The following is a 25,817-nucleotide window of genomic DNA, read 5'->3' as shown; positions in this document are numbered from 1 at the left end:
CCCGAACCTGTCGGGGCTTTGCTGATCAACCCAATGCAGCAAGTTGCGCCACGGTTTCCGGGAAACGTGCCACCAGGCGGATCAGCGTAGCAGCCTGGGCGTTCGGCTTGGCCCGGCCTTGCTCCCAGTTTTCCAGGGTGCGGGTGTTGGTGCGCAGGTACATGGCGAACACCGACCGGGAGAGGTTGAGTTGTTGGCGCACCGCGACCACTTCCTCGGCGGTGAGTGGCGCCAGGTTTTTGAGGTGAACCTTGTGGGTTCGCAGGGTGACTTTGCCTTGGCGTTCGTCTGCCAGGGCGTCGAAGCCTTCGACCAGTTCGGAAAAGATTTCACGTTTCATAATGTGTTCTCGCTTTGATTTCCCTGTCCAGCAGGTGTTTTAGGGCTTTTTTGTGCTGTGGTGTCAGGTCATCCTGTTCGTGCTTGCCGTACAGGGTGAACAGCCAGAATTGCGTGCCGCCCGACCACCAGTAGTAAATGACCCGCAGGCCACCGCGCTTGCCTTTGTTGCGCCGCTCATCGACGAAGCGAACCTTGCGCAGTCCGCCTGTTCCCTCGATCACATCTCCTGCTTCCGGGTTTTTCATCAACTCTTGTTGAAAACCCTGGAAAAGCTCGTCACTCAGATAGTCCTTGCGATGCCGCTCGAAGGCCGGCAGTTCGATAAATAGAGCATCCATGTTCTGTACGTAGCCTGCGTATAGTTTGGTGGCCCACCCGCGATGGGTCAAGTGACCCTGCTGTGGGAACTTTCCTAAAACGCAGACACCATACGGCGGCCTTCATCGAGTAGATGCCGGATGAGGAGGCAGATGGCTGAGGAAAATTCCGTGAATAGGGGAGGGTAAAAGCCACTCCCCCAGAAACGCAAAACGGCGCCCGAAGGCGCCGTTTTGTTGACTGCATCCCGCTAAGCGATCAAACGCCCAGCACCGCGTGCTGCACCAGGGTGAGCAGCGGTTGTGGGTACACGCCCAGGAAGAACGCGAGCAGGGCGATGGCCAGCAGCATCACGCCGCCTGCCTTCTGTTCCCAATGCAGCTCGGCATCCACACGGCGCAGGTTTGGCTCGATCAGGTAGAGGGTGACCATCACGCGCAGGTAGTAGAACACGCCAATCGCGGAGCCCAGTACCAGGGAGGCAACCAACCACCATTCGTGGGCTTCAACACCGGTGGCGACGATGTAGAACTTGCCGATGAAGCCCGCCGTCAGCGGGATACCGGCCAGGGACAGCATCATCACGGTCAGCACGGCGGTCAGGTACGGACGGCGCCAGAACAGGCCGCGGTATTCGTACAGGGCGTCGGCGTCACGGCCTTTGAATGGCGACGACATCAGCGTGATAACGCCGAATGCACCCAGGCTGGTGATCACGTAGGTGACCAGGTACACGCCCATGGCTTCCACAGCCAGGCCTTTGCTCGCCACCAGGGCGATCAGCAGGTAGCCGAAGTGAGCGATGGAGGAGTAACCCAGCAGACGCTTGAGGTTGTTCTGGGTCAGGGCCAGCAGGTTGCCGAACAGGATCGACGCAATGGCGATCACGGTCAGCACGGTGCTCAGTACACCGGTGTTGGCAGCAGGGGAGATCTGGAACAGACGCACCATCACCGCAAACACGGCAACCTTCGACGCGGTGGCCAGGAACGCCGCCACCGGCGCCGGGGCGCCTTCGTACACGTCGGGGGTCCACAGGTGGAACGGCACCAGCGACAGCTTGAACGCCAGGCCGATCAACATCATGGCCAGGCCCAGTTGGGCGATTGGCGCAGGCATGTTGGTGCTGGCCAGGGCGTGACCGATACCGGTGAAGCTCAGGCTGCCGGCTTCGGCGTAGAGCAGGGCCATACCGAACAACAGGAACGCGGAACCGGCGGCCGACAGCACCATGTACTTGATGCCGGCTTCCAGGGAACGCTTGTTGAAGAAGGCGTAGGCCACCAGGCCGTAGGTCGGGATCGACAGCAGTTCCAGGCCGATGAACAGGCCCGCCAGGTGCTGTGCGCTGACCAGCACGATACCGCCGGCCGCAGCCAGCAGGATCAGCAGGTACAGCTCTTCCTTGTTGCCTGGGTAACCGGTGCCGCCTTCGCCCATGTAGGCGTGGGCGAGGGTGACGCACGCCAGGGTCGCGACCAGGATCAACGCGATATACAGCAGCGCGAAGTCATCCACCATCATCAAAGGCGTGACCGCCAATGGCGCGACCTTGAGGGCCGGGATGATCGACAGCAGGGCCAGGTTGAGACCGGCACAGGACAGCAGGAACGTTTGCGAATGATTGCGACGCCAGGCGATTGCCAGCATCACCACCACGATGGTGAGGCTGGTAATCAGCAGCGGCGCAAGCGCGATAAAGTGTTGGATCGTGAATTCCATAGCGCTCTTACCGGGCCGAAGCGAGTTGAGAGAAGGCGGTGCCGAACCACTGCTGCACGCCATGCATCGTCGCGGCAGAAGTGTCCAGGAACGGTTGCGGGTACACGCCGATGTAGATCAGCAGCACCGCAAGGCCGAGCACCATGATCAGTTCGCGAGCATCCATCCCTTGCAGGACGGTGTCGGACTTGGCCGGGCCGAAGTAGGCGCGGTGGATCATGATCAGCGAGTAAACCGAACCAAACACCAGGCCGGAGGTAGCAATCGCACTGATCCACGGTGTTTGCACGAATGCACCCATCAGGATCAGGAACTCGCCGATGAAGTTGCCGGTGCCCGGCAAGCCCAGGGACGCGGCGGCGAAGAACAGGCTGATCGCCGGCAGGTACGCGATGCGCGACCACACGCCACCCATTTCACGCATGTCACGGGTATGCAGGCGCTCGTACAGCTGGCCACTCAGGATAAAGAGGGCAGCGGCCGAGACACCGTGGGCCAGCATCTGGATCACGGCGCCTTGCAGCGCCAGTTGGCTGCCGGAGTAGATGCCGATCAGTACGAAGCCCATGTGGGAAACGGACGAGAAGGCAATCAGACGCTTGATGTCGGTTTGCGCGAAGGCCAGGAACGCACCGTAGAAGATCCCGATCAGACCCAGGGTCATGGCGATCGGCGCGAACTCGGCCGAGGCATTCGGGAACAACGGCAGGGCGAAACGCAGCAGGCCGTAGGCAGCGGTTTTCAGCAGGATACCGGCCAGGTCCACGGAACCTGCGGTCGGCGCCTGTGCGTGAGCGTCAGGCAGCCAGGAGTGGAACGGCACCACCGGCAGCTTCACCGCGAACGCGATGAAGAAGCCCAGCATCAGGATGTACTCGGTGGTCAGGGACATCTTGGTTTTCAACAGGTCGGCGTAGTTGAAGGTAATCACGCCGGTGTTGTTGAAGTTGACCAGTACCAGGCCCAGGATCGCCACCAACATGATCAGGCCGGAAGCCTGGGTGAAGATGAAGAACTTGGTCGCCGCGTAGATCCGGGTTTTCTTGCCGTCCGAAGAACTGTGACCCCAGAGCGCGATGAGGAAGTACATCGGCACCAGCATCATTTCCCAGAAGAAGAAGAACATGAACAGGTCGAGGGCGAGGAACACGCCGACCACACCGCCCAGGATCCACATCAGGTTCAGGTGGAAGAAGCCCACGTGACGCTGGATCTCTTTCCAGGAGCAGAGTACCGAGAGGATACCCAGCAGGCCGGTCAGCAGGATCATCAACAGCGACAGGCCGTCGAGGGCCAGGTGCACGTTGATGCCGAAGCGCTGGATCCACACGTGCTTGAATTCAAGCGCGAAGGTGGGATCGACACCCGGTGCCGGAGCAAATGAATAGTCGCCATGGGCCCACAGCCAGAGGCCGAGTGCGAGTTCCAGGGACATGGTCAGCAACGCAATCCAGCGGGGGAGGGTGGCGCCGAAGCGTTCACCCATCCAGCAGAGCAGGCCGCCGATGAAGGGGATCAGGATTAGCCAGGGCAGAATCATGACAGGCTCGTTTCCTTTCGCAGGTTCGCAATATTCATAGTCAGACCGCTACCACAACGATGGCGCCGATCACCAGCACGGCACCGGCAGCCATGGAAGCGGCATACCAACGCAGTTGACCGGTCTCGCTGCGGCTCAGGGCGGTGTGACCGGCCTTGGCGGCACGCGGGATCAAACCGATGGTCTGGTCGAGCGGGTCTTTGCGCAGTACATGGCTGATGGCAAGGTAAGGCTTGACGAACAGTTTGTCGTAGATCCAGTCGAAGCCCCAGGCAGCGAACCACCAGGCCGACAGGAAACGGCCAATGCCACTGTTGGCCACGGCGGTCACGAAGCGACGCTTGCCGAGGAACAGCAGGGCCGCCAGCAGGATACCGGCGATGGCAATGGCGCCCGAGGCGATTTCCAGGCTGTGCTTGGCAGCGCCACCGGCATGGCCGGCGCTTTCTGGCAGGACACCGGCCAGCGGTGGGGTGATCAGGGCGCCGATGAAGGTCGACAGGATGATCAGCACCGACAACGGCAACCAGTGCGAGATGCCATGGCCTGCGTGTGCTTCGGTCTTGGCTTCACCGTGGAAGGTGATGAAGATCAGGCGGAAGGTGTACAGCGAGGTCATGAACGCACCCACCAGGCCTGCGTACAGCAGGTTCTGGTTACCGCTGGCAAAGGCTTCCCAGAGGATTTCGTCTTTCGAGTAGAAACCGGCGGTCACCAGCGGCAGGGCTGCGAGTGCGGCACCACCGACGATGAAGCTGGCGTAGGCCAGTGGCAGTTTCTTCCACAGGCCGCCCATCTTGAAGATGTTCTGCTCGTGGTGGCAGGCAACGATTACCGCACCGGAAGCGAGGAACAGCAGGGCCTTGAAGAAGGCGTGGGTCATCAGGTGGAAGATCGCCGCGTCCCAGGCGCCAACGCCCAGGGCCAGGAACATGTAGCCGATCTGGCTCATGGTCGAGTAGGCGAGGATCCGCTTGATGTCGGTCTGTACCAGGGCAGCAAAACCGGCCAGCACCAGGGTCACGCCGCCCACGATGCCCACCAGGTGCAGGATGTCCGGCGCCAGGGTGAACAGGCCGTGGGTACGGGCGATCAGGTAGACGCCGGCGGTCACCATGGTGGCCGCGTGGATCAGTGCGGAAACCGGGGTAGGACCGGCCATCGCGTCCGCCAGCCAGGTTTGCAGCGGCAGTTGTGCGGATTTACCCACGGCGCCACCCAGCAGCATCAGGGTCGCCAGGGTGATCCAGAAGTCGCCAACCTGGAATTTCTGTGGTGCCAGCACCAGCAGTTCCTGGATGTTCAGCGTGCCCACCTGTTGGAACAGGATGAACAGGCCGATGGCCATGAACACGTCACCGATACGGGTCACGATGAAGGCTTTAAGGGCTGCGTTACCGTTGTTGCGGTTGCTGTAGTAGAAACCGATCAACAGGTACGAGCACAGGCCCACGCCTTCCCAGCCGAAGTACAGGAACAACAGGTTATCGCCCAGCACCAGGAACAGCATGCTGGCGATAAACAGGTTGGTGTACGAGAAGAAGCGCGAGTAACCGGCTTCACCGCGCATGTACCAAGACGCGAACAGGTGGATCAGGAAGCCCACACCCACCACCACGCCAAGCATGGTGATCGACAGGCCGTCGACGTAGAGGGCGAAGTTGGGCTTGAAGCCCTCCACCGACATCCACTGCCACAGCACGAGGGTGTAGTGACCGCCTTCCGGCGGGGCCACGTTGAATTGCCAGATGACGTAGGCGGTCACGATGGCCGAGAGGCCAATGGAGCCCACACCCACCAGGGCCGAGAGGTTTTCCGACCAGCGTCCGCGAGAGAACGACAGCAGCAGGAAACCGATCAGGGGAAATACGAAAGTCAGAAAGATCATGTTCATCCGCGCATCTCACTGGCAGCGTCGATATCAAGCGTGTGGAAGCGACGATACAGTTGCAGCAGGATCGCCAGGCCGATACTGGCCTCGGCGGCTGCCAGGCTGATCACCAGGATGAACATGACTTGTCCATCCGGCTGGCCCCAACGTGCACCTGCAACGATGAACGCCAGTGCAGCGGCGTTCATCATGATTTCCAGGCTCATCAACACGAACAGAATATTACGGCGAACCATCAGGCCGACCAGGCCAAGGCAGAACAGGATGCCGGCGACCGCCAGACCATGCTCCAAAGGGATAGCAGGCATCGTCATTGCTCCTTGGCTTCGTTGCGGCCCAAGTGGAAGGCGGTGATGGCTGCAGCGAGCAGCAGCATCGAAGCCAGTTCGACCACCAGCAGGTACGGGCCGAACAGGCTGATACCCACGGCCTTCGCGTCTACGGTGGTGTGGCCGATGGCCTGACCGCTCTGGTGAGCGAACAGCACATACAGCAGTTCACCCAGCAGCAGCGCTGCCAGGATGACCGGGCCGAGCCAGATGCCGGGCTTGAGCCAGACGCGCTCCTGGGCGACCGAAGCCGGCCCCAGGTTGAGCATCATCACCACAAACACGAACAGCACCATGATGGCGCCCGCATAGGCGATCACTTCCAGCACGCCGGCGAACGGGGCGCCGAGTGCGAAGAAGGTCATGGCCACGGCGATCAACGAAATGATCAGGTAGAGCAGGGCGTGCACAGGATTGGTGTTGGTGATCACGCGAAGCGTGGACACCACTGCAATACCGGACGCGAAATAGAAAGCGAATTCCATCTTTCTTCCTTAAGGCAGCAAGCTCTTCACGTTGATCGGCTCGGCTTCGTTTTGTGCGGCGCCTTTCGGCTTACCGGCAACGGCCATACCTGCAACACGATAGAAGTTGTAATCAGGGTTTTTACCGGGACCAGAGATCAAAAGATCTTCTTTCTCGTACACCAGGTCCTGACGTTTGAACTCGGCCATCTCGAAATCCGGCGTGAGCTGGATCGCGGTGGTCGGGCAAGCTTCCTCGCAGAGGCCGCAGAAAATGCAGCGCGAGAAGTTGATTCGGAAGAAGTCCGGGTACCAGCGACCGTCTTCGGTTTCAGCTTTCTGCAGGGAGATGCAACCCACCGGGCACGCCACGGCGCACAGGTTGCAGGCTACGCAACGCTCTTCGCCATCGGGGTCGCGGGTCAGCACGATACGGCCGCGATAACGCGGCGGCAGGTACACCGCTTCTTCCGGGTATTGCAGGGTGTCGCGTTTGCGAAAGCCATGGCCGAAAACCATCACCAGGCTTCGCAACTGGGTACCGGTACCCTTAACGATGTCGCCAATATATTTGAACATGGGTCAAATCCTCACTGAACCGCGCCGGCTGGCGTGTTCAACAACACAACGGCAGCCGTCACCAGCAAATTGATCAGGGTCAGTGGCAGGCAGAAGCGCCAGCTGAAATCCATCACCTGGTCGTATCGTGGACGCGGAATGGACGCGCGCAGCAGGATAAACAACATGATGAAGAACGCGGTCTTCAGGAAGAACCAGAAGAACGCCAACTGCGGCAGGATGCCGAACGGACCGTGCCAGCCGCCGAAGAACAGCGTGACCAGCAGGGCCGAGATCAAGATGATGCCGATGTACTCACCGACGAAGAACATGCCCCATTTCATGCCGGCGTATTCAATGTGGTAACCGTCGGCCAGTTCCTGTTCCGCTTCCGGCTGGTCGAACGGGTGACGGTGAGTCACGGCGACGCCAGCAATGAAGAAAGTACAGAAGCCGAAGAACTGCGGAATGATGAACCACAGGTTCTGCGCCTGGTACTCGACGATGTCACGCATGTTGAACGAGCCGACCTGCACCACGATGCCCATCAGCGCGAGGCCCATGAACACTTCGTAGGACACGGTCTGGGCCGAAGCCCGCAAGCTGCCCAAGAGGGCGAACTTGTTGTTGCTCGACCAACCGGCGAACAGCACCGCGTAGACCGACAGACCGGCCATGGCGAAGAAGAACAGCAAGCCGATGTTCAGGTCCGCCACGCCCCAGGTCGGGGTGATCGGGATGATCGCGAAGGCGATCAGCAAGGCGCTCATGGCCACGACCGGTGCCAGGGTGAAGATCACCTTGTCGGCAAACGGCGGGGTCCAGTCTTCCTTGAAGAACATTTTCAGCATGTCGGCGGCGATCTGGAACATACCGAACGGGCCAACGCGGTTCGGACCGTAACGGTCCTGCCACCAGCCCAGCAGGCGACGTTCGACGAAGCTGAGTAGGGCGCCCGCGACGACCACGGCCAACAGGATCACGATGGCCTTGACCACCGAAATGATCACGTCAATTACTTCCGGCGTGAACCAAGTCATTGCGCTGCCTCCTGCAGACCGTCAACGGTTTTGCCAAAGATCGCCGCTGGAATGCCGGCGAAACCTTTCGGCAGTGCAACCAGGCCAGCGCCCAGCTCGTCGTTGATGCGCAGCGGCAGACGCAGGGTCTGGCCGGCCACGTTCAGGCTGAGCAAGGCACCGTCGTTGACGCCCAGGCGGTCGGCTTCGGACTTGGCCAGGGCAACGTAGGCGGCTGGGATGCGCTCTTGAACCGGCGCGGCTTTGGAAGAGTTCTCTTCGCTGCCGAACAGGTGGAAGAACGGCACGACCTGCCAAGTACCCTGGGCCGGGTTGAACGGACGCGGTACGGCAGAGAACCAGTTCAGCGAATCACCGGTGCTTTCGATCAGGCGGGTGCCCGGGTCGCCAGCACGGATGTGACCACCGACTTCGTCCTGGAACTTGTTCCAGGCCTGCGGCGAGTTCCAGCCCGGCGACCAGGCGAACGGCACCTGTTGGCGCGGTTCGGCGGAGCCCGAGTAACCTTCCATGGAGAAGGCAAACGCGGTGTCCTGGTCTTGTGGAGTGCGCGGTTCGTGCACGCTGATGTTGGCGCGCATGGCCGTACGACCGGAATAACGCAGCGGTTCACGGGCCAGTTTCATGCCCTTGATGCGGAACGCGGCGGACGGTGCAGCGTCGACGATCCGTGCCAGTTGCGGCGCGCTCGCGGCGGTGGCGGCGGTGACGTGGTCGAGTTGGGTCCAGTCGATCGGCTGGTTCAGCAGGGTGGCGCGCAGGGCATGCAGCCAGCGCCAGCCTTCGTGAACCAGGATGCTGGCGTCCATGTACTTCGGATCGAACACCTGGAAGAAGCGCTGGGCGCGGCCTTCCTGGCTGACCAGGGTACCGTCGCCTTCGGCAAAGGTGGCGGCTGGCAGGACCAGGTCGGCGCGCTCGCTGGTGGCGGTCTTCTGGTGGTCGGCAACGATCAGCACCTTGGTGGCGTTGAGCGCAGCGTCGACCTTGGCGGCATCGGTGCGGGTGTACAGGTCGTTTTCCAGCACCACGATGGCGTCGGCTTTGCCGTCGGTCACGGCTTGCAGGGCCGCGTCCAGGGACTCGCCACCGAGCATGGCCAGGCCAAGGCTGTTGGCTTCAGGCACGACCAGGCTGATGGAACCGTTCTTGTCACGCAGTTTCAAGGCCTTGGCGATGTTGGCAGCGGCTTCGATCAACGCCTTGGAACCCAACGAGGTGCCGGCGATGATCAGTGGACGCTTGGCGGCCAGCAGGGCGTCGGCGATACGCTGAGCCAGTTCAACGGCTTCAGTGTCCAGGCCTTCGACGGCCGGTGCGCTGGCGTCGAGGGCGTGGGCCACGGCGAAACCGATACGGGCCAGGTCGTCTGGGGCTGCGTGCACACATTCTTCGGCGATGTCGTCGAGCTTGGTTTCAGCGATGCTTGCAATAAACAGCGGGTTCAGCGCGTGCTGGCCGATGTTTTTCACGGCGGCGTCGAGCCACGGCTGTACGCGCATGGCGTCGGCCATGTCTTCGGCCTTGCCTTTGACCGACTGGCGCAGGGACAGGGCGATGCGCGCGGCGGTCTGGGTCAGGTCTTCACCGAGGACGAAGATGGCGTCGTGGTCTTCGATGTCGCGCATGTTCGGAACCGGCAGCGGGCTGTCGTTCAGCACTTGCAGGACCAGGCGGATGCGCTCCAGCTCAGCGGCTTCGATACCGCTGTAGAAGTGCTCGGCACCGACCAGTTCACGCAACGCGAAGTTGCTTTCGAGGCTGGCGCGCGGCGAACCGATACCGACGATGTTGCGGCCGCGTAGCAGGTCGGCGGCTTTATCCAGCGCGTCGTCCAGGCTCAGCTTGCCGCCGTTGGCCAGCAACGGCTGGCGCGGGCGGTCTTCGCGGTTGACGTAGCCATAGCCGAAACGGCCACGGTCGCACAGGAAGTACTGGTTGACCGAACCGTTGAAGCGGTTTTCGATGCGACGCAGTTCACCGTAGCGCTCACCCGGGGAGATGTTGCAACCGCTGGAGCAGCCATGGCAGATGCTCGGGGCGAACTGCATGTCCCACTTACGGTTGTAGCGCTCGGAGTGGGTCTTGTCGGTGAACACACCGGTCGGGCAGACCTCGGTGAGGTTGCCGGAGAACTCGCTTTCGAGCACGCCGTCTTCAACGCGACCGAAGTACACGTTGTCGTGGGCGCCGAACACACCGAGGTCGGTGCCGCCGGCGTAGTCTTTATAGAAGCGCACGCAACGGTAGCAGGCGATGCAGCGGTTCATTTCGTGGGAAATGAACGGGCCGAGGTCCTGGTTCTGGTGGGTACGCTTGGTGAAGCGATAACGGCGCTCGTTGTGGCCGGTCATCACCGTCATGTCTTGCAGGTGGCAGTGACCGCCTTCCTCACAGACCGGGCAGTCGTGGGGGTGGTTGGTCATCAGCCATTCAACGACACTGGCGCGGAACGCCTTGGATTCTTCATCGTCGATGGAGATCCAGGTGTTGTCGGTGGCTGGGGTCATGCAGGACATGACGATACGACCACGGGTGTCGTTCTCGTCGGTGTATTGCTTGACCGCGCACTGGCGACAGGCACCGACGCTACCAAGCGCGGGGTGCCAGCAGAAATACGGGATGTCGAGGCCTAGTGAGAGACATGCCTGTAACAGGTTGTCTGCCCCATCGACTTCGAGCGCTTTGCCGTCTACGTGGATAGTGGCCATGGTTCAAAGTTCTTCGTTGGCCCGTTGTCAGCGGGCGTGGCTAATGGAATCTTGTTATTCATGGGCATCAACACAGCCTTTACGGCGTCAGCCCATGAGAATGCGAAGGGCACGGACCCTTCGCCTTTTAAAGCGTTACGCGCCGACTACGATCGGCCTTGCCAGAGGCGGGACGGCGGCGCTGGTAGGCGCGATGCCGGCTTCGAACTCCGAGCGGAAGTATTTGATGGCACTGCCCAATGGCTCCACGGCGCCCGGTGCGTGAGCACAGAAGGTCTTGCCAGGGCCGAGGAAACCGACCAGGCCGAGCAGGGTTTCGATATCACCCTCGCGGCCTTCGCCATTTTCCAGGGCCATCAGCAGCTTCACGCTCCACGGCAGACCGTCGCGGCATGGGGTGCAGAAGCCGCAGGATTCACGGGCAAAGAACTGCTCCATGTTGCGCAGCAGCGAGACCATGTTCACCGTGTTGTCCACCGCCATCGCCAGGCCCGTACCCATCCGGGTGCCGACCTTGCCGATGCCGCCGGCATACATCTGTGCGTCGAGGTGCTCAGGGAGCAGGAAGCCAGTACCGGCACCACCTGGCTGCCAGGCCTTCAAGGTGTAGCCGTCGCGCATGCCGCCGGCGTAGTCCTCGAACAGCTCGCGGGCGGTCACGCCGAACGGCAGTTCCCACAGGCCAGGGTTCTTGACCTTGCCGGAGAAGCCCATGAGCTTGGTGCCCATGTCTTCGCTGCCTTCACGGGCCAACGATTTGTACCAGTCCACGCCGTCGGCGATGATCGCCGGTACGTTGCACAGGGTCTCGACGTTGTTCACGCAAGTCGGCTTGCCCCACACGCCGACGGCGGCAGGGAAGGGCGGTTTGGAACGCGGGTTGGCGCGGCGGCCTTCGAGGGAGTTGATCAGTGCGGTTTCTTCACCGCAGATGTAACGCCCGGCGCCGGTGTGCACGAACAGTTCGAAGTCAAAGCCGGAACCCAGGATGTTCTTACCCAGCAGGCCAGCCGCCTTGGCTTCTTCCACGGCACGGTTGAGGTGCTTGGCAGCGGTGGTGTACTCGCCACGCAGGAAGATGTAGCCACGGTAGGTTTTCAGCGCACGGGCACTGATCAGCATGCCTTCGATCAGCAGATGGGGCAGTTGCTCCATCAGCATGCGGTCTTTCCAGGTGTTCGGCTCCATTTCATCCGCGTTGCACAGCAGGTAGCGGATGTTGATGGATTCGTCCTTGGGCATCAGGCCCCACTTAACGCCCGTGGGGAAGCCTGCACCGCCGCGACCTTTAAGGCCTGCGTCTTTCACGGTCTGGACGATATCGTCTTGGGCCATGTCAGCAAAGGCTTTGCGCGCCGCCGCGTAACCGTTCTTGGCCTGGTACTCGTCGAGCCACACCGGCTCGGCATCGTCACGCAGGCGCCAGGTCAGCGGGTGGGTCTCAGGCGAACGCTTGATCAGGTTGGCCGGGCCGAAAGATGTAAGCGTCATGGGTAGCCCTCGAGCAATTGGGTCACGCCAGTTGCCTGCACGTCACCGAATGTGTCGTCGTCGATCATCAACGCCGGCGCCTTGTCGCAGTTGCCCAGGCAGCACACCGGCAGCAGCGTGAAGCGGCCGTCAGGGGTGGTCTGGCCGAGGCCGATGCCCAGTTTGGTCTGGATCGCGTCAACCACCGATTCGTGGCCGCCGATGTAGCAGACCATGCTGTCGCACACGCGAATGATGTGGCGGCCCACCGGCTGGCGGAAGATCTGGCTGTAGAACGTGGCCACGCCTTCAACGTCGCTGGCAGGGATGCCGAGGATCTCGCCGATGGCGTAGAGGGCGCCGTCCGGCACCCAGCCACGTTCCTTCTGGACGATCTTCAAGGCTTCGATCGACGCCGCGCGCGGGTCTTCGTAGTGATGCAGCTCGTGCTCGATGGCCGAGCGCTCGGTTTCACTCAGGGTGAAACGGTCTGTCTGGATAAGCGTGCTGTTCATGCTTAGCGGTCCACGTCGGCCATAACGAAATCGATACTACCCAGGTACGCAATCAAGTCCGCGACCATCTCGCCTTTGATCACCGAAGGGATCTGCTGCAAGTGGGCAAAGCTTGGGGTACGGATCCGGGTGCGGTAGCTCATGGTGCCGCCATCGCTCGTCAGGTAATAACTGTTGATACCCTTGGTCGCTTCAATCATCTGGAAGGATTCGTTGGCCGGCATGACCGGGCCCCACGAAACTTGCAGGAAGTGCGTGATCAGGGTTTCGATGTGCTGCAGCGTGCGCTCTTTCGGCGGCGGCGTGGTCAGCGGGTGATCCGCCTTGTACGGGCCTGCCGGCATGTTGCGCATGCATTGCTCGATGATCTTCAGGCTCTGGCGCATTTCTTCGACACGCACGATGCAACGGTCGTAGGCATCGCCATTGGCGGCCAGCGGGACTTCGAATTCGAAGTTCTCGTAGCCGGAGTACGGGCGTGCCTTACGCAGGTCGAAATCGCAACCGGTGGACCGCAGGCCAGCACCGGTGACGCCCCATTCCAGGGCCTCTTTGGTGTTGTACTGGGCGACGCCGATGGTTCGACCCTTGAGGATGCTGTTATCCAGCGCAGCCTTTTGGTACTCGTCGAGACGCTTGGGCATCCAGTCGATGAATTCCTTGACCAGGCGCTCCCAGCCATTGGGCAGGTCGTGGGCCACGCCGCCGATGCGGTACCAGGCCGGGTGCAGGCGGAAACCAGTGATGGCTTCGATGACCTTGTAGGCGCGCTGACGGTCGGTGAAGGTGAAGAACACCGGGGTCATGGCGCCGACGTCCTGGATATAGGTACCCAGGAACAGCAGGTGGCTGGTGATGCGGAAGAACTCGGCCATCATGATGCGGATGGTGTCGACGCGGTCCGGCACCTTGATACCGGCCAGCTTCTCGACCGAGAGCACGTACGGCAGGTTGTTCATCACGCCGCCGAGGTAATCGATACGGTCGGTGTACGGGATGAAGCTGTGCCACGACTGACGTTCGGCCATCTTCTCGGCACCACGGTGGTGGTAGCCGATGTCGGGCACGCAGTCGACGATTTCTTCGCCGTCCAGTTGCAGGATGATGCGGAAGGCACCGTGAGCCGAAGGGTGGTTCGGGCCCAGGTTGAGGAACATGTAGTCCTCGTTGGTGCCGGAGCGTTTCATGCCCCAGTCTTCCGGACGAAAACGTGCGGCTTCCTCTTCAAGCTGTTGCTTGGCGAGGTTGAGGCTGAACGGATCGAATTCGGTGGCGCGGGCAGGGAAGTCCTTGCGCAGCGGGTGACCTTCCCAGGTCGGCGGCATCATGATGCGCGTCAGGTGCGGGTGGCCCGGGAAGTCGATACCGAACATGTCCCACACTTCACGCTCGTACCAGCTGGCGTTCGGCCAGATACCGGTGACGGTCGGGATGCTCAAGTCGCTTTCGCTTAGTGCGACCTTGATCATCACGTCGCTGTTACGTTCCAGCGACATCAGGTGGTAGAACACGGTGAAATCGGCGCCGCTCGGCAGCCCTTGACGCTTGGTGCGCAGACGCTCGTCCACGCCATGCAGGTCATAGAGCATGACGTACGGCTTGGGCAGGTTACGCAGGAAGGTCAGGATTTCGACGAGCTTGGCGCGCGCCACCCACAGCACCGGCATACCGGTGCGTGTGGCCTGGGCGGTGAAGGCGTCAGGGCCAAAACGGTTATTGAGTTCGACGACCACATCCTGGTCGTCTGCCTTATAAGGCGGGATGTACAGAGCGCTGCCTGTAGTCATGGTTTTTTTATCGCTTTCGGTCAACGTAAAGAATGAAGCCAGGTGTTCGTTCTATTTAAAGAAGCGGGCTGGATCAGACTTCGTCAGGGCTGCGCAGGTTGGTGACTGCGATTCGCTGTTCGCGGCGCTCTTCCTTTTGCGAAGGCATCTCGGCGCGGTATACGCCTTGATCGCCAACGACCCAGGAAAGCGGGCGACGCTCCTTGCCGATCGATTCCTGCAACAGCATCAAGCCTTGCAGGAATGCTTCGGGGCGGGGCGGGCAGCCAGGCACGTAGACATCCACGGGCAGGAACTTGTCCACCCCCTGAACGACGGAGTAGATGTCGTACATGCCACCGGAGTTGGCGCACGAACCCATGGAGATAACCCACTTCGGCTCGAGCATTTGCTCGTAGAGACGCTGGATGATCGGCGCCATCTTGATAAAGCAGGTGCCGGCGATAACCATGAAATCCGCCTGGCGCGGTGATGCCCGGATAACTTCGGCGCCAAAGCGCGCGATGTCGTGGGGCGCCGTGAAGGCGGTGGTCATTTCCACGTAGCAGCACGAAAGGCCGAAGTTGTACGGCCACAGGGAGTTTTTACGCCCCCAGTTGACCGCGCCACTCAGCACGTCTTCGAGCTTGCCCATGTAGATGTTTTTGTGGACTTGATCTTCTAACGGATCGGAGACGGTTTCCCGTTCGCCGATGGGGTATTGATCGTTAGGAGCATCCGGGTCGATCCTGGTGAGATTGTATTGCATCGCCAAAGCCTCATTGTTTCAGCTTCGCTTGCCGCTTACGACGAGCTTCCGGAGCCCAATCAAGGGCGCCCACTCGAAATAGGTAGACAAGGCCTGCCAACAGAATTGCTATGAAAACGAGAGCTTCGACGAATCCGGTCCAGCCGCTTTCGCGGACGGACACAGACCAGGCAAAGAGAAAAAGGGCTTCGATATCGAAGATCACGAACAGCATCGCGACCAGATAGAATTTGGCTGAGAGCCGCAAGCGGGCGCCACCTGTAGGCAGCATGCCGGACTCGAACGGTTCATTTTTGCTGCGGCCCCAGGCTTTTGACCCGAGGAGGCTGGAGACACCGAGCATGAAGGCGCAGAGGCCGACAACACCGAGGAGGAAAATGGCAAAGCCCCAGTTGTGGGCCATGAGTCCTGTCGCTTCGGTCATGCTGGAAATCCTTAACAGAGAGCAAAGGTCTCTGAGCTCGAAAAAGTAACGATGCAGTGACGATATGTCGCACTGCAATCAATCGCGGTGATTTTATGGCTAAACACCGGGCAAGTAAAATTCCTATAGCGAAATTATTCGATGGAATAAGGACATAGTGCACCTTCTTGGGGCTGTAGCCCTTGTGGGGCGGGCATTAGCGGGCATTTAATCAAATGTGTTTTGTTTATCCTGTAACGAAGTTTTCATGCGCTAAATGATAATGAATATTGTTTGCGTGGGGTTTAAGCGAATGTTTCGCGTGTGGCGAGGGAAGTTGCCGTTACTTGCTAGAGTGTCGCTTAGTTGCTGACGGGGATCTTTTAACCGATCTGATCCACGCGAACACCGCTCTGGATCAATGTTTTGACAAAAAAACGCCCCGAACAGGTCGGGGCGTGATTGTTGTGCGGCACTGCGGTTAGGTCTTCCTTGGGGCCGCAGTGGCCGTGTACGCGGTGCTTAGTGGAACTGCTCTTCTTCGGTCGAGCCGGTCAGTGCGGTCACGGACGAGGTGCCGCCCTGGATCACGGTGGTCATGTCGTCGAAGTAGCCGGTGCCCACTTCCTGCTGGTGAGCCACGAAGGTGTAGCCCTTGGCGGCGTCAGCGAACTCCTGCTCTTGCAGCTTCACGTAGGCGGTCATGTCGTTGCGGGCGTAGTCGTGCGCCAGGTTGAACATGCTGTGCCACATGTTGTGAATGCCGGCCAGGGTGATGAACTGGTGCTTGTAGCCCATGGCGGACAGTTCACGCTGGAACTTGGCGATGGTCGCGTCGTCCAGGTTCTTCTTCCAGTTGAAGGAAGGCGAGCAGTTGTAGGACAGCAGTTGGTCTGGGTATTCCTTCTTGATCGCCTCGGCGAAGCGACGGGCTTCGTCCAGGTCCGGCTTGGCGGTTTCGCACCAGATCAGGTCGGCGTACGGCGCGTAGGCCAGGCCTCGGGCAATCGCCTGGTCCAGGCCGGCACGTACCTTGTAGAAACCTTCCTGAGTGCGCTCGCCGGTCACGAATGGCTGGTCGTACGGGTCGCAGTCCGAAGTCAGCAGGTCAGCGGCGTTGGCGTCGGTACGGGCCAGGATGATGGTCGGAGTACCGGCAACGTCAGCCGCCAGACGTGCAGCGGTGAGCTTCTGTACGGCTTCCTGGGTTGGCACCAATACTTTGCCGCCCATGTGGCCACATTTCTTCACCGAAGCAAGCTGGTCTTCGAAGTGCACGCCGGCAGCGCCAGCCTCGATCATGCTCTTCATCAATTCGTAGGCGTTCAGCACGCCGCCGAAACCGGCTTCCGCGTCAGCCACGATCGGCGCGAAGTAGTCGATGTAGCCTTCGTCGCCTGGGTTCTTGCCGGCTTTCCACTGGATCTGGTCGGCACGACGGAACGAGTTGTTGATGCGCTTGACCACGGTTGGGACCGAGTCCACCGGGTACAGCGATTGGTCGGGGTACATGGATTCAGCGGAGTTGTTGTCCGCTGCCACTTGCCAGCCGGACAGGTAGATCGCCTGGATACCGGCTTTCACCTGTTGCACTGCCTGGCCGCCAGTGAGGGCGCCCATGCAGTTGACGAAATCTTTGTCGGGACGGAAGGAGGGCTTGGCACCTTGGGTCACCAGGTTCCACAGCTTCTCGGCGCCGAGTTTTGCAAAGGTGTGCTCAGGTTGAACCGAGCCACGCAGGCGGACGACGTCAGCAGCGGAATAAGCGCGGGTCACGCCTTTCCAGCGTGGGTTTTCAGCCCAGTCTTTTTCGAGGGCTGCAATTTGCTGTTCGCGTGTCAGTGCCATGGAAGTAAACCTCGTCGCGTCTTCTTGTGGTGGAAAAATCCATTTGCCAGCCCTGCATTCAAATGCGTGGGCAGGGCTGCTCGCTGACCAGAAGCTTAGGCGGTCATGTCGGGTCTGGCGGGGAATGCGACGGGATGAACGATTGGCGAGAGGGGCGGTAGGTAAAGGCGGGCCGCGAACAGTCTGAGGGCGTCGTGGGCCCTTGGGTGTTCAACAGCGTGTAGCCGGGTTACCTGGTTAGCTTCCGTCCCTCGGGACAACTTCGTTCCAGTCGCAACCTCGTCAAACACGCCTTGTGGGCGGTACAGACACGAATCGGCTCAGGTGGGTAGCTTGGAGCGGCGATCCGAAGGCCCTTGCCAGGGCCCCTGATTAGCGGGAGCGAGGCCATCATGCCCATGCTTTTTTGGATCGTCAAATGTTTTGTAGTGCTTATTTTCAAGCACTACATCTTTAGTCTAAGACGACTCATCAGTCAGTTTTTGGTGCTTCAGTTCAGGGTATCGACCTTGACCCGCACAGTCAGGTCATCGCGGCCTTGAGTAGAGTAGGTGCGGGTTCCAGAGGATTTGTCGGCCTGGGTCTCGCGATTGATACCGGCCAGGGGGATCCATTCACCCAAGCGGCCGCTGACGGTTGTGTCGGTACTTTGCACATTCACTACATCGGGACGTTCCTGGCTCATGCGGTCACGGTTGGTACTGATCGCCAGGTGCACGGTTTCGCCGGTGACGCTCGCCGTCACGTAGAAACCCTGAGTGACGTTGCGATACTGAGTCTGGTTCTGCAGGCGGCCGTAGCTGTCTTGCTGGGTGGTGGTCAGCGGCACGCTCTGGCCGACCTGGATCAGTGCGGGCACGCCTTCGCTGGCCTGGATCTGCTGGATCCCGCCGTCGCGGCTGGCGGTGCCGTAGCTGATGATGCGGGTCTGGCTGTCGCCGCTGTTCTGTTGTTTGTTTTCGTTGGTGTCGACGGTGATCAGCAGCCGCTTGGCCGGTGTGTCGAGTTGGGAGAGCAGGGCGCGCAAGTCCTGGATCTTGGCGGGGTTGGCGTTGACAATAAGCTGGTTGCCGTAGGCGCTGACGGTGCCGTCCTTGCCGATGAAGTTCTGCGCTACGGGGAGCAGGTCGGCGCTGGTGCGGTTGCTCAGGTTGACCACTTCGGTGTCGGCTATGGCCGAAACGCTGGCGGTCAGGAGAAGGGCGGTGAGCAGGGTGCGTAGGGACATGTCCGTTATCTCTGCGAGTCATTAAGCTTGAGTTTGCCAGTTTGTCGGCCTGGCGGGGGGCAAGTTGAATCGTAGACGGCAAAATGCCCTGGCAAGGCAGGGCATTATTGGTGTTGCTGATATCGCTATCGCAGGCGATGCGGTTTCGGATCAGTCGCCGCGCACCATGTCCACATGCGGAATCCCGACTTCAAGGAATTCGTCACTGACGATCTTGAAGCCCAGTCGCTCATAGAACGGCGCTGCATAAACCTGTGCGCTCAGGAACTGCCTGGTCTGGCCGCGCTTCTCGGCCACGCCGATCACCGCTTCCATCAGCTTGTCGCCGACCTTCAGTCCGCGCCAGTCCTTGAGTACCGACACACGTCCGATCTCGCCACTGGGCAGCAGGCGCGCGGTGCCAATCGGAAAATCACCTTCGAATGCAAGGAAATGCACAGCGCCGGCGTCGTCCGCGTCCCACTCCAGCTCTGGCGGAACCGATTGTTCAGCGATAAACACCGCTTCACGAATGCGCCGAATCTCAGCGATATCCTTTTGCCAGTCCGCGACACTTACGTGAATCTTATTCATCGGCAAATCCCAGGCTTCCTTGCTTGACCAATTCGCACAGCAGGTCGCGACCGTCTTCGTCCGCCAGCCATGGGCCGAGGTTTTCGGCGTGCAGGGCGTCGGCGGCGCAGATCAGCTTGAGCAGTTCGCGCAGCTTGCCCGGCAGGTAGCGGCTCTGGCCGCTGGCGAACAGCAGCACATCATCGTCGACTTCCGACCAGGCCATGCGCGCGCTTGGGTTGCGCACCAGGATCGCGCCGTCTTGCAGGCTGTTGACGAAATCCTCTTCGCCCAATTCTTCACCGGCCACCAGCTCAGGATAGCGCGGTTCGGTCATGAACTGGCCGAACCAGGTCAGCAGCATGCGCTCATCGCTCATGTGCTCGGCCAGCAGGCTCTTGAGGCGGTCGAGCGCGTCGCCCTGGATCTGGTGCGGGTCGCTGACCGGCTGGGCGTCGGCGTCGGTGTAGCGTTCTTCGTCAGTCAGGTACTGGCTGAGGAAGTCGGTGAAGTGGGTCAGCACTTCAGCGGCGCTGGGGGCGCGGAAACCTACGGAATAGGTCATGCAGTCATCTTCGGCAATACCGAAGTGCGCCAGGCGCGGCGGCAGGTAAAGCATGTCGCCCGGTTCCAGCACCCACTCGGCGCTTTCTTCGAATTCAGCGAGGATGCGCAGGTCGGCGTGCTGCAGCAGCGGGCTTTCGGAGTTGCACATCTGGCCGATCTTCCAGTTGCGCTTGCCTTGGGCTTGCAGCAGGAACACATCGTAGTTGTCGAAGTGCGGACCGACGCTGCCACCGGGCGCGGCGAAGCTGATCATCACGTCGTCGATGCGCCAGCTTGGCAGGAAGCGGAACTGCTCGAGCAGTTCGGCCACTTCCGGCACGAACTGGTCGACGGCCTGCACCAGCAGGGTCCACTCGCGCTCAGGCAGCGTGCTGAAGGCATCTTCAGCAAACGGGCCGCGACGCAATTCCCACGGGCGCTCGCCGTGTTCGATCACCAGGCGCGATTCGACTTCTTCTTCCAGGGCCAGGCCGGCCAGCTCGTCGGCGTCGATCGGGCTTTCGAAATCAGGGATGGCCTGACGGATCAGCAGCGGCTTTTTCTGCCAGTAGTCGCGCAGGAATTCCCGTGCCGTGATGCCGCCCAGAAGTTGAAGAGGGATATCAGGATTCATGTGTAACCTATTGAAAAAAAGCACTTTTCAGACTGGAATAAAAACGCCCGGCGCGGCCGGGCGTCTCAAAGGGTCAAGCAAAGATCAGATGCGCTTGGCTTGCTCTACAGCGTTGCCGATGTAGTTGGCCGGGGTCAGTAGTTTCAGCTCGGCCTTGGCCGCGGCTGGCATGTCCAGGCCGTCGATGAAAGTTTGCAGTGCGTCAGAGGTGATGCCCTTGCCGCGCGTCAACTCTTTCAGCTTTTCGTACGGATTCTCGATGTTGTAGCGGCGCATCACGGTCTGGATCGGCTCGGCCAGGACTTCCCAGCACGCGTCCAGGTCAGCGGCGATCTTCTGCTCATTGAGCTCAAGTTTGCTGATGCCTTTGAGGCTGGCTTCGTACGCGATCACGCTGTGAGCGAAGCCCACGCCGAGGTTGCGCAGTACGGTGGAGTCGGTCAGGTCGCGCTGCCAGCGGGAGATCGGCAACTTGCTGGCCAGGTGCTGGAACAGGGCGTTGGCGATGCCGAGGTTGCCTTCGGAGTTTTCAAAGTCGATCGGGTTGACCTTGTGCGGCATGGTCGACGAACCGATTTCACCGGCAATGGTGCGCTGCTTGAAGTAGCCCAGGGAGATGTAGCCCCAGATATCGCGATCGAAGTCGATCAGGATGGTGTTGAAGCGCGCAATGGCGTCGAACAGCTCGGCGATGTAGTCGTGCGGTTCGATCTGCGTGGTGTACGGGTTGAAGCCCAGGCCCAGCTCGTCTTCGATGAAGGCGCGGGCGTTGGCTTCCCAGTCGATCTCAGGGTAGGCCGACAGGTGGGCGTTGTAGTTGCCTACGGCGCCGTTGATCTTGCCCAGCAGCGGCACGGCCGCCACTTGAGTGATCTGACGCTCCAGGCGGTACACCACGTTGGCCAATTCTTTGCCCAGGGTGGTCGGCGACGCCGGCTGGCCGTGGGTGCGCGACAGCATTGGCACGTCGGCGAAACGGATCGCCAGTTCGCGGATGGCGTTGGCAGTCTGGCGCATCAGCGGCAGCATCACGTCATCACGGCCTTCGCGCAGCATCAGGGCGTGGGACAGGTTGTTGATGTCCTCGCTGGTGCAGGCAAAGTGGATGAACTCGCTGACCTGGGCCAGTTCCGGCAGCTTGGCCGCTTGCTCTTTGAGCAGGTATTCGATGGCTTTTACGTCGTGGTTGGTGGTGCGCTCGATCTCTTTCACACGCTCGGCGTGCTCCAGGGAGAAGTTTTCCGCCAGGGTGTTGAGCACAGCGTTGGCTTGCGCGGAGAACGCCGGCACTTCGCTGATGGCGGGATGAGCGGCCAGGCGCTGGAGCCAGCGCACTTCAACCAGAACACGAGCACGGATCAGGCCGTATTCACTGAAAATAGGGCGCAGGGCCTGGGTTTTGCCGGCGTAGCGGCCGTCAACAGGGGAAACCGCAGTGAGCGAAGAGAGCTGCATGGGGTGTTCTCGGACAGTCGGGCAACGAAATGGGGCGCGTATCATACATGAAAAAATCCGCCGGTCCGTCGCCAACTGACCGGCGTATTACGCGTAACGGCTTGAAAATAGCCTGTCGGTGCGACTTATTCGTTGCGCATCAACGGGTAAAGCTCTTTGAGCAATTTGCGGCGGCTGATCACCAACTGCCAACGATGACCGCCCAACTGACGCCACAATCGCGCCGAACGAATACCGGCCAGGAGCAGTGCACGGATTTTCGAGGCGTTGTTCGGTTGCTGCAGGTTGCGCATGTCGCCGTGCACCTGGATGCGTTGGCGCAAGGTGCTCAGGGTGTCCTGGTACAGCGCGCCACAGGCCGCGATCACGTTTTCGTGGGCCGGGCCGAAGTGTTCCACCTGGGATTGAATCTGTGGCAAACGCTTGCCGATGACCTCCAGCAGGTCGTCGCGCTTGGCCAACTGACGCTCAAGGCCAAGCATTGACAAGGCATAGCGCAACGGCTCGCGCTGCAACGTGCTTGGGTCGCGCTCCAGGGCGCCGATCAGCGCGCGGTAACCTTCACGCAGCGCGATATCGTCGCCGCCGTAGACTTCCAGGGTGTCCTTGGGGTCGCGGATCAGCAGGCTGCCGAGCATGCAGGTCAGGCCCGCCTCGGTGACCTGGCCGGTCTTGGCGATCTTGTCCACCAAGACAGCGGCGAGGAAAACCCCGCCGAGTGCCGTCAATTGCTCCTGGGTCGGGCTCATGCCGGGTTGCTCCAGGCTTCGGCCACTTCAATCACGCCGCCGCCCAGGCAGATTTCGCCGTCGTAGAACACCACGGACTGGCCAGGCGTGACCGCGCGTTGCGGGTCATCAAAGGTGGCGCGGTAGCCGGTGGCGGTTTTTTCCAGGGTGCAGGGCTGGTCGCTCTGGCGATAGCGCACTTTGGCAGTCAGGCGGCGCGGGGTGCTCAGGTCAATCGGGTTGACCCAATAGATTTCCGAAGCGAGCAGGGCGCCGGAGAACAACAGTGGATGCTCGTTGCCTTGGCCGACGATCAGCACGTTGTTTTCCAGGTCCTTGACCAGCACGTACCACGGCTCTTCACCGGCGTCTTTCAAGCCGCCGATGCCCAGGCCCTGGCGTTGGCCGATGGTGTGATACATCAGGCCATGGTGACGGCCGATGACTTCACCTTCGGTGGTGTGGATTTCGCCCGGTTGCGCTGGCAGGTACTGCTTGAGGAAGTCGCTGAAGCGGCGCTCGCCGATAAAGCAGATCCCGGTGGAATCCTTCTTCTTGGCGGTGGCCAGGCCGTGTTTCTCGGCAATCTTGCGCACTTCGGGTTTTTCCAGCTCGCCCACCGGGAACAGGGTCTTGGCGATCTGTTCACCGCCGACGGCGTGCAGGAAATAGCTCTGGTCCTTGTTCGGGTCCAGGCCCTTGAGCAGTTCGGTACGGCCATCGATATCGCGGCGGCGCACATAGTGGCCAGTGGCAATCAGGTCCGCGCCGAGCATCATGGCGTAGTCGAGGAATGCCTTGAACTTGATTTCACGGTTGCACAGGATGTCCGGGTTCGGCGTGCGGCCGGCCTTGTATTCGGCCAGGAAGTGCTCGAACACGTTGTCCCAATACTCGGCGGCGAAGTTGGCGGTGTGCAGCTTGATACCGATCTTGTCGCACACGGCCTGGGCGTCCGCCAGATCGTCCATGGCGGTGCAGTATTCCGTTCCATCGTCTTCTTCCCAGTTCTTCATGAACAGGCCTTCCACCTCATAACCCTGCTCCATGAGCAGAACGGCGGAAACGGAAGAATCCACGCCGCCGGACATGCCGACGATGACGCGCTTCTTTTGTGTGTCAGAAGGGGCTGGATCACGCATAGGGTTTCAACGGGTGTCTTGAAAAAGGACGCGATTCTATCAGGCTCAGGCCTTCAAGGCTAAAGAGAAGGGCGGATCAATTCGAGGCTGTGGCGCTGACCGGCCAGATAATCATCGATACAGCGGATGATCAGCTCGCTGCGCCAGTCGTTGCGCAGTTCCATCAGTTCGTCACGGGTCAGCCAACGGGCGCGGAGGATGCCTTCGTCGAGTTGATAGTCTGGGTGGTGTTTCAAGGCCTTGGCGATGAAGCAGACCCGTTGATAGGTCACGCCATTGCTGGGGGCGGTGTAGAGATAAATGCCGACAATGCCGGTGGCTTCGACATCCCAGCCGGTTTCCTCGAGGGTTTCGCGCACGGCGGCTTCCGTGAGGGTTTCATGCGGATCGAGGTGGCCGGCGGGCTGGTTGAGCACGGCACGGCCGCCCTTGAGTTCCTCGACCATGAGGAAGCGACCGTTGTCCTCAACGATAGTGGCGACGGTGATGTGGGGTTGCCAGGTCATGGGCAAGTCTCAAGCGATCAGAAGGGCGGGCACCCATCATACAGAGGTGCCGCCCCTGTCGTTTACTTCGCGGCCTTGGTGATGGCGTCGAAGGCGACCATGTCGTCGATGACTTCACCGCCGGTGGCTTTGGTTTGTGCTTGCCACACAACAATCACCACATTCTGTACGGGGTTGATGTAGATGAACTGGCCGAAAATGCCCGCAGCAGTGAAGGCTTTGTCCGCCTTTGAGGCGTCGGTCCATGCGGGCCACCACATTGAGGCAAAGTCGCCGTATGCGGGGTCGGTGCCGGTGGTGGTACTGGCAAAGCTCATCCAGCCTTTGGGCAGCACTTGTTTCTCGCCGGCTTTGCCGCCGCTAAGGACGAATTGCCCGAAGCGGCCGTAATCTTCCAGCGTTGCGCTGATGCCGCTACCACCCACCTCGTTGCCATTGGGGCCGTCAAGCCACCAGTTGGCGTCGGTTTGCATGCCGTAAGGTGCCCAGATTTTCTCGCTCAGGTACTGCGCCAGCGGTTTGCCCACAGCGGCGCTGACCAGTTGGCCGAGGACCTGTGTTTCGCCCGTGCTGTAGTTGGTGCGCGTACCAGGCGTTGCCGCGCTGGGCAGGCTCGCCATGAACTTGAGGGCAGAGCCCGGCACTTGCTCGGTTTGCAGCTTGAGCATCATGCGTCGGTCTGAGGTGGGGTCGGCGTACTTCTCACTCCATTTGACGCCGGAGCGCATGGCCAGGACCTGGCGTACAGTCGCCTGGTCGTAGCCGCTACCTGCGAGAGCAGGCAGGTAGCGGGTCACTTTGTCATCAAGGCTTTTGATGGCGCCGTCCTGCAGTGCGGCGCCGACAAGGGTTGAGGTAACGGATTTGGCGACTGACATCGACATCCAGCGGCTTGCCGGTGTGTTGCCTTTTTCGTAGCGTTCAGTAACGACTTGCCCGTTTTTTATCACCAGCAAGCCTGTTACCCGGTTGAGGGTGACGTAATCGTCAAGGCTGTAGTGTTTGCCGTCGTAGTCGAATGCGACGGCGCCGAGCGGTTGGCTGCTGCGTGGCAGCGCAAAGGGGTGGCCTCCGGCTTGAATGGTGCGCACCGGGAACAAGCGATCGATATTGCGAAAGGTGCTGACAGCGGCGTCAGGGCTGAGTTTGCCGTCGTACATGGTCTGCACGTCGCCAATGGTCTCCTGTACGTGAGGGTAGGTGTGCGAGTGGTGCGCGCAGGCCGTCAGCAGGACTATTGCAGTGGTCCAGCCCAGCCATTGGAAGTGATTTCGGTGCATGGAAACTTCCCTTTTCATGTTTTCTGGATGACTTGAACAGAAACACGAAGCAAATCCTGC

The 25,817-nt window shown here is 60.6% G+C and carries 24 protein-coding genes; all 24 read right to left on the bottom strand.

All coding sequences use genetic code 11. The features are described 5' to 3' along the window. Positions 1 to 25 precede the first annotated feature (25 nt). A complete protein-coding gene (locus AYR47_RS25690) occupies positions 26 to 340 on the bottom strand; it encodes a helix-turn-helix domain-containing protein (RefSeq protein ID WP_033896843.1) in 315 nt (104 codons plus the stop codon). Then, a complete protein-coding gene (locus AYR47_RS25685) occupies positions 330 to 680 on the bottom strand; it encodes a toxin (protein ID WP_033896842.1) in 351 nt (116 codons plus the stop codon). Before AYR47_RS25685 ends, AYR47_RS25690 begins: the two co-directional genes overlap by 11 nt. Positions 681 to 918: 238 nt before the next feature. After that, a complete protein-coding gene (gene nuoN, locus AYR47_RS25680; protein WP_033896841.1) occupies positions 919 to 2,382 on the bottom strand; it encodes an NADH-quinone oxidoreductase subunit NuoN in 1,464 nt (487 codons plus the stop codon). Between the two features lie 7 nt (positions 2,383 to 2,389). Further along, positions 2,390 to 3,922: an NADH-quinone oxidoreductase subunit M gene (nuoM, locus tag AYR47_RS25675; protein ID WP_010209575.1), complete on the bottom strand. Its 1,533-nt coding sequence runs from the start codon at positions 3,920 to 3,922 to the stop codon at positions 2,390 to 2,392. A 40-nt stretch (positions 3,923 to 3,962) separates the two neighbouring features. Next, positions 3,963 to 5,816 carry an NADH-quinone oxidoreductase subunit L gene (gene nuoL / locus AYR47_RS25670; protein WP_033896839.1) on the bottom strand — a complete coding sequence of 618 codons (1,854 nt, stop codon included), beginning with the start codon at positions 5,814 to 5,816 and terminating at the stop codon, positions 3,963 to 3,965. Then, positions 5,813 to 6,121, bottom strand: coding sequence for an NADH-quinone oxidoreductase subunit NuoK (gene nuoK / locus AYR47_RS25665; RefSeq protein ID WP_003174727.1), 309 nt, complete (start codon positions 6,119 to 6,121; stop codon positions 5,813 to 5,815). The genes nuoL and nuoK overlap by 4 nt, the downstream gene beginning before the upstream one ends. A gap of 2 nt (positions 6,122 to 6,123) precedes the next feature. Then, positions 6,124 to 6,627, bottom strand: coding sequence for an NADH-quinone oxidoreductase subunit J (nuoJ, locus tag AYR47_RS25660; RefSeq protein WP_016974946.1), 504 nt, complete (start codon positions 6,625 to 6,627; stop codon positions 6,124 to 6,126). Between the two features lie 9 nt (positions 6,628 to 6,636). Beyond that, positions 6,637 to 7,185 (bottom strand): NADH-quinone oxidoreductase subunit NuoI, encoded by a 549-nt coding sequence (gene nuoI, locus AYR47_RS25655; protein ID WP_003174725.1) that lies wholly within the window; start codon positions 7,183 to 7,185, stop codon positions 6,637 to 6,639. Positions 7,186 to 7,196: 11 nt separating this feature from the next. Further along, positions 7,197 to 8,204, bottom strand: coding sequence for an NADH-quinone oxidoreductase subunit NuoH (gene nuoH / locus AYR47_RS25650; protein ID WP_017137518.1), 1,008 nt, complete (start codon positions 8,202 to 8,204; stop codon positions 7,197 to 7,199). Next, positions 8,201 to 10,915 carry an NADH-quinone oxidoreductase subunit NuoG gene (gene nuoG, locus AYR47_RS25645; protein ID WP_033896838.1) on the bottom strand — a complete coding sequence of 905 codons (2,715 nt, stop codon included), beginning with the start codon at positions 10,913 to 10,915 and terminating at the stop codon, positions 8,201 to 8,203. The genes nuoH and nuoG overlap by 4 nt, the downstream gene beginning before the upstream one ends. 135 nt (positions 10,916 to 11,050) lie before the next feature. Further along, a complete protein-coding gene (gene nuoF / locus AYR47_RS25640) occupies positions 11,051 to 12,406 on the bottom strand; it encodes an NADH-quinone oxidoreductase subunit NuoF (protein ID WP_003174722.1) in 1,356 nt (451 codons plus the stop codon). Then, positions 12,403 to 12,900 carry an NADH-quinone oxidoreductase subunit NuoE gene (nuoE, locus tag AYR47_RS25635; protein WP_016975546.1) on the bottom strand — a complete coding sequence of 166 codons (498 nt, stop codon included), beginning with the start codon at positions 12,898 to 12,900 and terminating at the stop codon, positions 12,403 to 12,405. The genes nuoF and nuoE overlap by 4 nt, the downstream gene beginning before the upstream one ends. Before the next feature lie 2 nt (positions 12,901 to 12,902). Then, a complete protein-coding gene (nuoC, locus tag AYR47_RS25630; protein WP_061449483.1) occupies positions 12,903 to 14,687 on the bottom strand; it encodes an NADH-quinone oxidoreductase subunit C/D in 1,785 nt (594 codons plus the stop codon). 73 nt (positions 14,688 to 14,760) lie between these two features. Further along, positions 14,761 to 15,435, bottom strand: coding sequence for a NuoB/complex I 20 kDa subunit family protein (locus tag AYR47_RS25625; RefSeq protein ID WP_016975544.1), 675 nt, complete (start codon positions 15,433 to 15,435; stop codon positions 14,761 to 14,763). A 10-nt stretch (positions 15,436 to 15,445) separates the two neighbouring features. After that, positions 15,446 to 15,859, bottom strand: coding sequence for an NADH-quinone oxidoreductase subunit A (locus AYR47_RS25620; protein WP_003219575.1), 414 nt, complete (start codon positions 15,857 to 15,859; stop codon positions 15,446 to 15,448). Positions 15,860 to 16,360: 501 nt separating this feature from the next. Further along, complete coding sequence (gene aceA, locus AYR47_RS25615; RefSeq protein ID WP_003174717.1) at positions 16,361 to 17,686, bottom strand: isocitrate lyase; 1,326 nt, start codon at positions 17,684 to 17,686, stop codon at positions 16,361 to 16,363. Positions 17,687 to 18,176: 490 nt separating this feature from the next. Beyond that, positions 18,177 to 18,914 (bottom strand): secretin N-terminal domain-containing protein, encoded by a 738-nt coding sequence (locus tag AYR47_RS25610; protein ID WP_061448904.1) that lies wholly within the window; start codon positions 18,912 to 18,914, stop codon positions 18,177 to 18,179. 150 nt (positions 18,915 to 19,064) lie between these two features. After that, positions 19,065 to 19,487: a GNAT family N-acetyltransferase gene (locus AYR47_RS25605; protein WP_033896835.1), complete on the bottom strand. Its 423-nt coding sequence runs from the start codon at positions 19,485 to 19,487 to the stop codon at positions 19,065 to 19,067. Next, positions 19,480 to 20,646 (bottom strand): ribosomal protein uL16 3-hydroxylase, encoded by a 1,167-nt coding sequence (locus tag AYR47_RS25600; protein ID WP_033896834.1) that lies wholly within the window; start codon positions 20,644 to 20,646, stop codon positions 19,480 to 19,482. The genes AYR47_RS25605 and AYR47_RS25600 overlap by 8 nt, the downstream gene beginning before the upstream one ends. An 84-nt stretch (positions 20,647 to 20,730) precedes the next feature. Then, on the bottom strand, positions 20,731 to 22,101 hold the full coding sequence (gene purB / locus AYR47_RS25595; RefSeq protein ID WP_033896833.1) for an adenylosuccinate lyase: 1,371 nt from the start codon (positions 22,099 to 22,101) through the stop codon (positions 20,731 to 20,733). A gap of 125 nt (positions 22,102 to 22,226) precedes the next feature. Further along, complete coding sequence (hflD, locus tag AYR47_RS25590; RefSeq protein WP_033896832.1) at positions 22,227 to 22,850, bottom strand: high frequency lysogenization protein HflD; 624 nt, start codon at positions 22,848 to 22,850, stop codon at positions 22,227 to 22,229. Continuing rightward, on the bottom strand, positions 22,847 to 23,971 hold the full coding sequence (gene mnmA, locus AYR47_RS25585; protein WP_033896831.1) for a tRNA 2-thiouridine(34) synthase MnmA: 1,125 nt from the start codon (positions 23,969 to 23,971) through the stop codon (positions 22,847 to 22,849). The genes hflD and mnmA overlap by 4 nt, the downstream gene beginning before the upstream one ends. Positions 23,972 to 24,030: 59 nt before the next feature. Further along, positions 24,031 to 24,477, bottom strand: coding sequence for an NUDIX hydrolase (locus AYR47_RS25580; RefSeq protein ID WP_038847889.1), 447 nt, complete (start codon positions 24,475 to 24,477; stop codon positions 24,031 to 24,033). Positions 24,478 to 24,539: 62 nt separating this feature from the next. Next, a complete protein-coding gene (locus AYR47_RS25575) occupies positions 24,540 to 25,757 on the bottom strand; it encodes a serine hydrolase domain-containing protein (protein ID WP_237142507.1) in 1,218 nt (405 codons plus the stop codon). Positions 25,758 to 25,817 lie beyond the last annotated feature (60 nt).

This window comes from Pseudomonas azotoformans, assembly GCF_001579805.1.
GTDB lineage: Bacteria > Pseudomonadota > Gammaproteobacteria > Pseudomonadales > Pseudomonadaceae > Aquipseudomonas > Aquipseudomonas azotoformans_A.
This window is presented reverse-complemented; position numbering and strand designations above follow the sequence as displayed.

Coding starts and splice junctions, on each gene's coding strand:
- AYR47_RS25685 (WP_033896842.1), bottom strand. CDS start 680: ATGGATGCTCTATTTATCGAACTGCCGGCCTTCGAGCGGCATCGCAAG.
- AYR47_RS25620 (WP_003219575.1), bottom strand. CDS start 15,859: ATGACCGAAGCGACAGGACTCATGGCCCACAACTGGGGCTTTGCCATT.
- AYR47_RS25575 (WP_237142507.1), bottom strand. CDS start 25,757: ATGCACCGAAATCACTTCCAATGGCTGGGCTGGACCACTGCAATAGTC.
- nuoJ (WP_016974946.1), bottom strand. CDS start 6,627: ATGGAATTCGCTTTCTATTTCGCGTCCGGTATTGCAGTGGTGTCCACG.
- AYR47_RS25610 (WP_061448904.1), bottom strand. CDS start 18,914: ATGTCCCTACGCACCCTGCTCACCGCCCTTCTCCTGACCGCCAGCGTT.
- hflD (WP_033896832.1), bottom strand. CDS start 22,850: ATGAGCCCGACCCAGGAGCAATTGACGGCACTCGGCGGGGTTTTCCTC.
- AYR47_RS25690 (WP_033896843.1), bottom strand. CDS start 340: ATGAAACGTGAAATCTTTTCCGAACTGGTCGAAGGCTTCGACGCCCTG.
- AYR47_RS25605 (WP_033896835.1), bottom strand. CDS start 19,487: ATGAATAAGATTCACGTAAGTGTCGCGGACTGGCAAAAGGATATCGCT.
- nuoE (WP_016975546.1), bottom strand. CDS start 12,900: ATGAACAGCACGCTTATCCAGACAGACCGTTTCACCCTGAGTGAAACC.
- nuoI (WP_003174725.1), bottom strand. CDS start 7,185: ATGTTCAAATATATTGGCGACATCGTTAAGGGTACCGGTACCCAGTTG.
- AYR47_RS25625 (WP_016975544.1), bottom strand. CDS start 15,435: ATGCAATACAATCTCACCAGGATCGACCCGGATGCTCCTAACGATCAA.
- nuoN (WP_033896841.1), bottom strand. CDS start 2,382: ATGGAATTCACGATCCAACACTTTATCGCGCTTGCGCCGCTGCTGATT.
- AYR47_RS25600 (WP_033896834.1), bottom strand. CDS start 20,646: ATGAATCCTGATATCCCTCTTCAACTTCTGGGCGGCATCACGGCACGG.
- purB (WP_033896833.1), bottom strand. CDS start 22,101: ATGCAGCTCTCTTCGCTCACTGCGGTTTCCCCTGTTGACGGCCGCTAC.
- mnmA (WP_033896831.1), bottom strand. CDS start 23,971: ATGCGTGATCCAGCCCCTTCTGACACACAAAAGAAGCGCGTCATCGTC.
- nuoL (WP_033896839.1), bottom strand. CDS start 5,816: ATGAACATGATCTTTCTGACTTTCGTATTTCCCCTGATCGGTTTCCTG.
- nuoH (WP_017137518.1), bottom strand. CDS start 8,204: ATGACTTGGTTCACGCCGGAAGTAATTGACGTGATCATTTCGGTGGTC.
- aceA (WP_003174717.1), bottom strand. CDS start 17,686: ATGGCACTGACACGCGAACAGCAAATTGCAGCCCTCGAAAAAGACTGG.
- nuoC (WP_061449483.1), bottom strand. CDS start 14,687: ATGACTACAGGCAGCGCTCTGTACATCCCGCCTTATAAGGCAGACGAC.
- nuoF (WP_003174722.1), bottom strand. CDS start 12,406: ATGACGCTTACATCTTTCGGCCCGGCCAACCTGATCAAGCGTTCGCCT.
- nuoG (WP_033896838.1), bottom strand. CDS start 10,915: ATGGCCACTATCCACGTAGACGGCAAAGCGCTCGAAGTCGATGGGGCA.
- nuoM (WP_010209575.1), bottom strand. CDS start 3,922: ATGATTCTGCCCTGGCTAATCCTGATCCCCTTCATCGGCGGCCTGCTC.
- nuoK (WP_003174727.1), bottom strand. CDS start 6,121: ATGCCTGCTATCCCTTTGGAGCATGGTCTGGCGGTCGCCGGCATCCTG.
- AYR47_RS25580 (WP_038847889.1), bottom strand. CDS start 24,477: ATGACCTGGCAACCCCACATCACCGTCGCCACTATCGTTGAGGACAAC.